General features: G+C 67.7%; 5 protein-coding genes. 3 read left to right on the top strand and 2 right to left on the bottom strand.

Going from position 1 to position 5,209, the window contains the following annotated elements:
• Nucleotides 1-138: 138 nt before the first annotated feature.
• Nucleotides 139-1,140, top strand: a complete 1,002-nt coding sequence (locus GJV64_RS11090; RefSeq protein ID WP_164157291.1) for an NADP-dependent oxidoreductase — start codon at nt 139-141, stop codon at nt 1,138-1,140.
• On the opposite strand, the gene recR is transcribed toward GJV64_RS11090, so the two are convergent.
• Nucleotides 1,137-1,730 carry a recombination mediator RecR gene (gene recR, locus GJV64_RS11085; protein WP_164157290.1) on the bottom strand — a complete coding sequence of 198 codons (594 nt, stop codon included), beginning with the start codon at nt 1,728-1,730 and terminating at the stop codon, nt 1,137-1,139. The genes GJV64_RS11090 and recR overlap by 4 nt on opposite strands.
• 140 nt (nt 1,731-1,870) lie before the next feature.
• On the opposite strand from recR, the gene acnA reads away from it, so the two are divergent.
• Both acnA and GJV64_RS11075 read left to right on the top strand, forming a co-directional pair.
• The gene (gene acnA, locus GJV64_RS11080; RefSeq protein WP_164157289.1) at nt 1,871-4,552 is read left to right on the top strand and encodes an aconitate hydratase AcnA; all 2,682 of its coding nucleotides are present in this window, start codon (nt 1,871-1,873) and stop codon (nt 4,550-4,552) included.
• A complete protein-coding gene (locus GJV64_RS11075) occupies nt 4,552-4,800 on the top strand; it encodes a CBU_0592 family membrane protein (RefSeq protein ID WP_164157288.1) in 249 nt (82 codons plus the stop codon). Before acnA ends, GJV64_RS11075 begins: the two co-directional genes overlap by 1 nt.
• On the opposite strand, the gene GJV64_RS11070 is transcribed toward GJV64_RS11075, so the two are convergent.
• Nucleotides 4,797-5,209: HAD family hydrolase (locus GJV64_RS11070; RefSeq protein ID WP_164157287.1), on the bottom strand; the 413-nt coding region annotated here is incomplete at its 5' end. The genes GJV64_RS11075 and GJV64_RS11070 overlap by 4 nt on opposite strands.

The following is a 5,209-nucleotide window of genomic DNA, read 5'->3' as shown; positions in this document are numbered from 1 at the left end:
CGGCCGGCGGGGCGGCGCGCGCACCGGCGCGCCGAACCCGTTCGACGTCAGCCGCGGCTTTGCCGCGGCGCCCCTCCCCATAAAATGAATGGGCAAACCCCGCCCCTGCCCTACACTCCCCCCAAAGGAGCCACTCCCATGACCACGTCCCGCGAAATCCGCCTCGCCTCCCGCCCCGTCGGCCTGCCCCGCGCGACCGACTTCGCACTGGCCAGCCGCGAGCTTGCCGCCCCCGGCCCCGGCGAGGTGCTCGTCCGCAACACGTGGATGAGCGTTGATCCCTACATGCGTGGCCGCATGTATGACCGGCCCTCCTATGTGCCGCCGTTCGCGCTCGGTGAGCCTCTGCAGGGCGGCGCCATCGGCGTGGTGGAGGAAAGCCACAGCGACGCGCTGAAGCCGGGCGACATCGTGTCCTCCATGTTCGGCTGGCGCGAGGCGTTCGTGGCTCCGGCCGCCGCGCTGGAGAAGCTCGAGGTGCCGGCGGGCGTGCCGATGGAGGCGTTCCTCGGCGTGCTCGGCATGCCCGGCCTCACCGCCTGGGCCGGCCTGACGCAGATCGGCAAGCCCAAGCCGGGGGACACGGTGTTCGTGAGTGGCGCCGCCGGCGCGGTCGGCAGCATCGTGGCCCAGGTGGCGAAGCTGAAGGGCTGCACCGTGGTGGCCAGCGCCGGCAGCGACGACAAGTGCGCCTGGCTCAAGGGCCTCGGCATCGATCATGTCATCAACTATCGCACCTGCGGCAACCTGCTGGCCGCGGTGCAGGCCGCTGCGCCGAAGGGCATCGACATCTATTTCGACAATGTCGGTGGCGAGCATCTGGAAGTCGCCATCGAGGTGGCGCGGCCGTTCGCCCGGCTGATCGAATGCGGGATGATCGCCAGCTACAACGACACCGATCCGACGCCCGGCCCGCGCAACATCATCCAGGTGGTCGGCAAGTCGCTGACCATGCGCGGCTTCATCGTCATCGAGTTCCAGGGCCTGCGCGGCGAGTTCATCGCCGAGGTGGGCGGCTGGATCAGGGACGGCAAGCTCACCTGGCAGGAAACCGTGCTGGAAGGGATCGACCAGGCGCCGGCGGCCTTCATCGGCCTGTTCGAGGGCCGCAACACCGGCAAGATGCTGGTGAAGCTCTAGAGCGGCTTTCGCGCGTTGAGCGCCAGCGCCAGCGTACCTTCATCAAGATAGTCGAGCTCGCCGCCCATCGGCAGGCCCTGCGCCAGCTGGCTGACCCTGACGCCGGTGGGGGCGAGCGCGTCTGCCACATAATGCATGGTCGCCTGCCCTTCCATGGTGGCCGACAGGGCCAGCACCACCTCCTTCACCACCCCGTCACTGGCGCGCGCCACCAGCGCCGGGATGGCCAGATCATCCGGCCCGATGCCATCCAGCGCCGACAGCCGCCCGCCCAGCACGTGGAAGCGGCCCGAGAACAGGTGGCGGCCGTCGAGCGCCCACAGATCGGCCACATCGGCCACCACGCACAATAGAGTGGGATCGCGGCGCGGATCGCGGCAGATGGCGCACGGGTCACTGGTCTCGACATTGCCGCAGGTGCCGCACACCATGAGCCGCGCTGCCACTGTCTGCAGGGCGGCGAGCAGGGGTTCCAGCGCGGTTTCGCGCTTCCGGATCAGGTGTAGCACCGCACGCCGCGCCGAGCGCGGCCCGAGCCCCGGCAAGCGCGACAGCGCACGGGTGAGGGCGTCGATCTCCGGGGAGGCCATGGCCCCTTATGGTGACAGATTTTTACCCGCGCAACCTGTGCGCGCCTTGACACGAATGTTGGGTGGCAAGGCTTTGCGCGCTGCAGCATATCGGCTAGATCGATGCGACAACTTGTCAAAACACGCACAGGAGAAACGCCGTGACCGCCACCGGCCAGGACAGTCTGCACAGCCGCCGCACGCTGGACGTGAACGGCCGCAGCTATGCCTATTACAGCCTGGAGGCGGCCGCGGCACAGCTGGGCGACGTATCGCGCCTGCCCTATTCCATGAAGGTGCTGCTGGAAAATCTGCTGCGCTTTGAAGATGGCAGCACGGTCACTGTGGCCGATATCCAGGCGCTGGTGGACTGGCAGCAGACCCGCACCTCCACACACGAGATCAACTATCGCCCGGCGCGTGTGCTGATGCAGGATTTCACCGGCGTGCCCTGCGTTGTCGATCTGGCGGCGATGCGCGATGCCATCACCCGGCTGGGCGGCGATCCGATGAAGATCAACCCGCTGGTGCCGGTTGATCTGGTCATCGATCACAGCGTGATGGTCGATGAATTCGGCAATGCCCACGCCTTTGAAGACAATATGGCGCTGGAATATGCCCGCAACCTCGAACGCTATGAGTTCCTGCGCTGGGGCGCGCAGTCGCTCCGGAATTTCCGCGTCGTGCCGCCCGGCACCGGCATCTGCCACCAGGTGAACCTGGAATATCTCGCCAAGACCGTGTGGAGCAGCGAGGACGCGTCGGGGGCCACCGTCGCCTATCCCGACACCTGCGTGGGCACCGACAGCCACACCACCATGATCAACGGCCTCGGCGTGCTGGGCTGGGGCGTCGGCGGGATCGAGGCGGAGGCCGCGATGCTGGGCCAGCCGGTCTCCATGCTGATCCCCGAAGTTGTCGGCTTCAAGCTGACCGGCACGCTGGCCGAAGGCGTCACCGCCACAGATCTGGTGCTCACTGCCACCCAGATGCTGCGCAAGAAGGGCGTGGTGGGGCGCTTTGTCGAATATTTCGGCCCCGGCCTCGATGCGCTGACGCTGGCGGACCGCGCCACGCTGGCCAACATGGCGCCGGAATATGGCGCCACCTGCGGTTTCTTCCCCGTGGATGCCAAGACCATCGATTATCTGAAGCTGTCGGGCCGCGATGCCGACACGGTGGCGCTGGTCGAGGCCTATGCCAAGGCGCAGGGCCTGTGGCGCACCGCCGAGACGCCCGATCCGGTGTTCACCGACGTGCTGGAGCTTGATCTGGCGAGCGTCATGCCCAGCCTCGCAGGGCCCCGTCGCCCGCAGGACAAGGTGCTGCTGGGCGATGCCAAGTCCGCCTTCGAGGCCGAGCTGGCCGGCGGCTATGGCAAGGCCGAAAAGATGGCGCAGCGGGTCCCGGTGGCCGGTGCCAATTACGACATCGGGCACGGCGACGTGGTGATCGCCGCCATCACCAGCTGCACCAACACGTCGAACCCCAGCGTGCTGGTCGCCGCTGGCCTCGTTGCCCGCAAGGCGCGCGCGCTGGGCCTCAAGAACCAGCCCTGGGTGAAGACCAGCTTTGCCCCCGGATCGAAGGTGGTGACCGACTATTTCGAAAAGTCGGGCCTGGCCGAAGACATGGACGCGCTGGGTTTCAACCTCGTCGGCTATGGCTGCACTACCTGCATCGGCAACAGCGGCCCATTGCCGGAGCCGATTTCGCAGGCAATCAACGGCAGCGACATCGTTGCCGCCTCCGTATTGTCGGGCAACCGCAACTTCGAAGGCCGCGTGAGCCCCGATGTGAAGGCCAATTACCTGGCCTCACCGCCGCTGGTCGTCGCCTATGCGCTGGCGGGCTCGATGCGCAAGGACCTGACCCGCGAACCGGTGGGCCAGGGCACCAACGGCCCCGTCTATCTGAAGGACATCTGGCCGACCAACGAAGAGGTGGCGAGCATGGTGCTGGCCAACGTGACGCCGCAGATGTTCGCGGCGCGCTATGCCAACGTGTTCGACGGCGATGAACGCTGGCAGGCGGTGCAGGTGGAAGGCGGCGCCACCTATCGCTGGAACCCCAGCAGCACCTATGTGCAGAACCCGCCCTATTTCGACGGCATGACGATGACGCCGGCCCCCGTGGCCGACATCGTGGCGGCGCGCGCGCTGGCGGTGTTCGGCGATTCGATCACCACCGATCACATCAGCCCGGCCGGCAGCATCAAGGAGACGAGCCCCGCTGGCCGTTACCTAACCGAACGGCAGGTGACCCGGGCCGAGTTCAATAGCTATGGCGCGCGGCGCGGCAATCACGAGGTGATGATGCGCGGCACCTTCGCCAACATCCGCATCCGGAACGCGATGGTGCCGGGCGTGGAGGGCGGCGTGACCCGCCACGTGCCAACGGGCGAGCAGATGGCCATCTATGATGCCGCGATGGCCTACAAGGCGGACGGCACGCCGCTGGTTGTCATCGCCGGCAAGGAATATGGCACCGGCTCCAGCCGCGACTGGGCGGCCAAGGGCACCACGCTGCTGGGCGTGCGCGCCGTGGTGGCCGAAAGCTTCGAGCGCATCCACCGTTCCAACCTGGTTGGCATGGGCGTGCTGCCGCTGGAGTTCGCCCCCGGCACCGACCGGGCCACCGTGGGTCTGACCGGCGATGAACTGTTTGACATCAGCGGTGTCGCCGCGCTGAAGCCGCGCCAGATGCTGAGCGTGCGCTTCACCCGCGCCGACGGCTCGACCGGCAGCTTCGAGGCCCTGTGCCGTATCGATACCGAGCAGGAGCTGGCCTATTATCACGCCGGCGGCATCCTGCCCTACGTGCTGCGGAATCTGGCGGCCTGATGAGCAGCCTTGCCCTCGCCATCGAGGCGGCGGGCTGGGCCGGGGCGCTGATGGTGCTGGTCGCCTACGGGCTGGCCAGCGCCGGCCGGCTTGAGCCCCGCACGCCGCTGTTCCAATGGCTCAACTTTGGCGGCGCCGCTGGCTTCGTCGTCAATTCGGGCTGGCACGGCGCCATCCCTTCGATGGTGCTAAACATCATCTGGTGCGCGATTGCGCTGTTCACGCTCTACCAGATGCGGCGGGCCTAGGCGCGTTCGAACAGGCTGGACGTGATGGTGCCCCATTGCACCATCGGCCAGCCGCGCGTGGCGGCGATGGCAGCGAGCTTGGCCGACGGATTGGCGCAGCGCACCGTGCCGCCGCGTTCGAGGGCCAGTTCGAAGCAGGGCAAATCGCTGTGATGGTCGCTGGTGAAATGCATCACCGCGCTGTCCAGCCCCTGCGCTGCCAGCCAGGCCGCCAGCGCCGCCCGCTTGGCCGGCCCATAGCAGTTCGCGCCATCGAGCCGACTTGTCAGAAAGCCGCCATCCCGCACCGCCTCGGTGGCCACCACATCGGCCACGCCCAGTCGCGCGGCGATGGCGCGCACATAGAAGCCGTGGCTGGCCGAGGCGATCACCAGCCGCCGCCCCGCCGCCGCATCGGCGGCCAGCGCGG

The sequence above is a fragment of the Sandarakinorhabdus rubra genome (genome assembly GCF_010994245.1).
GTDB classification, from domain to species: Bacteria; Pseudomonadota; Alphaproteobacteria; order Sphingomonadales; family Sphingomonadaceae; genus Sandarakinorhabdus; species Sandarakinorhabdus rubra.
The sequence above is the reverse complement of the archived record's forward strand: the minus strand, read 5'-3'. Positions and strand labels throughout refer to the sequence as shown.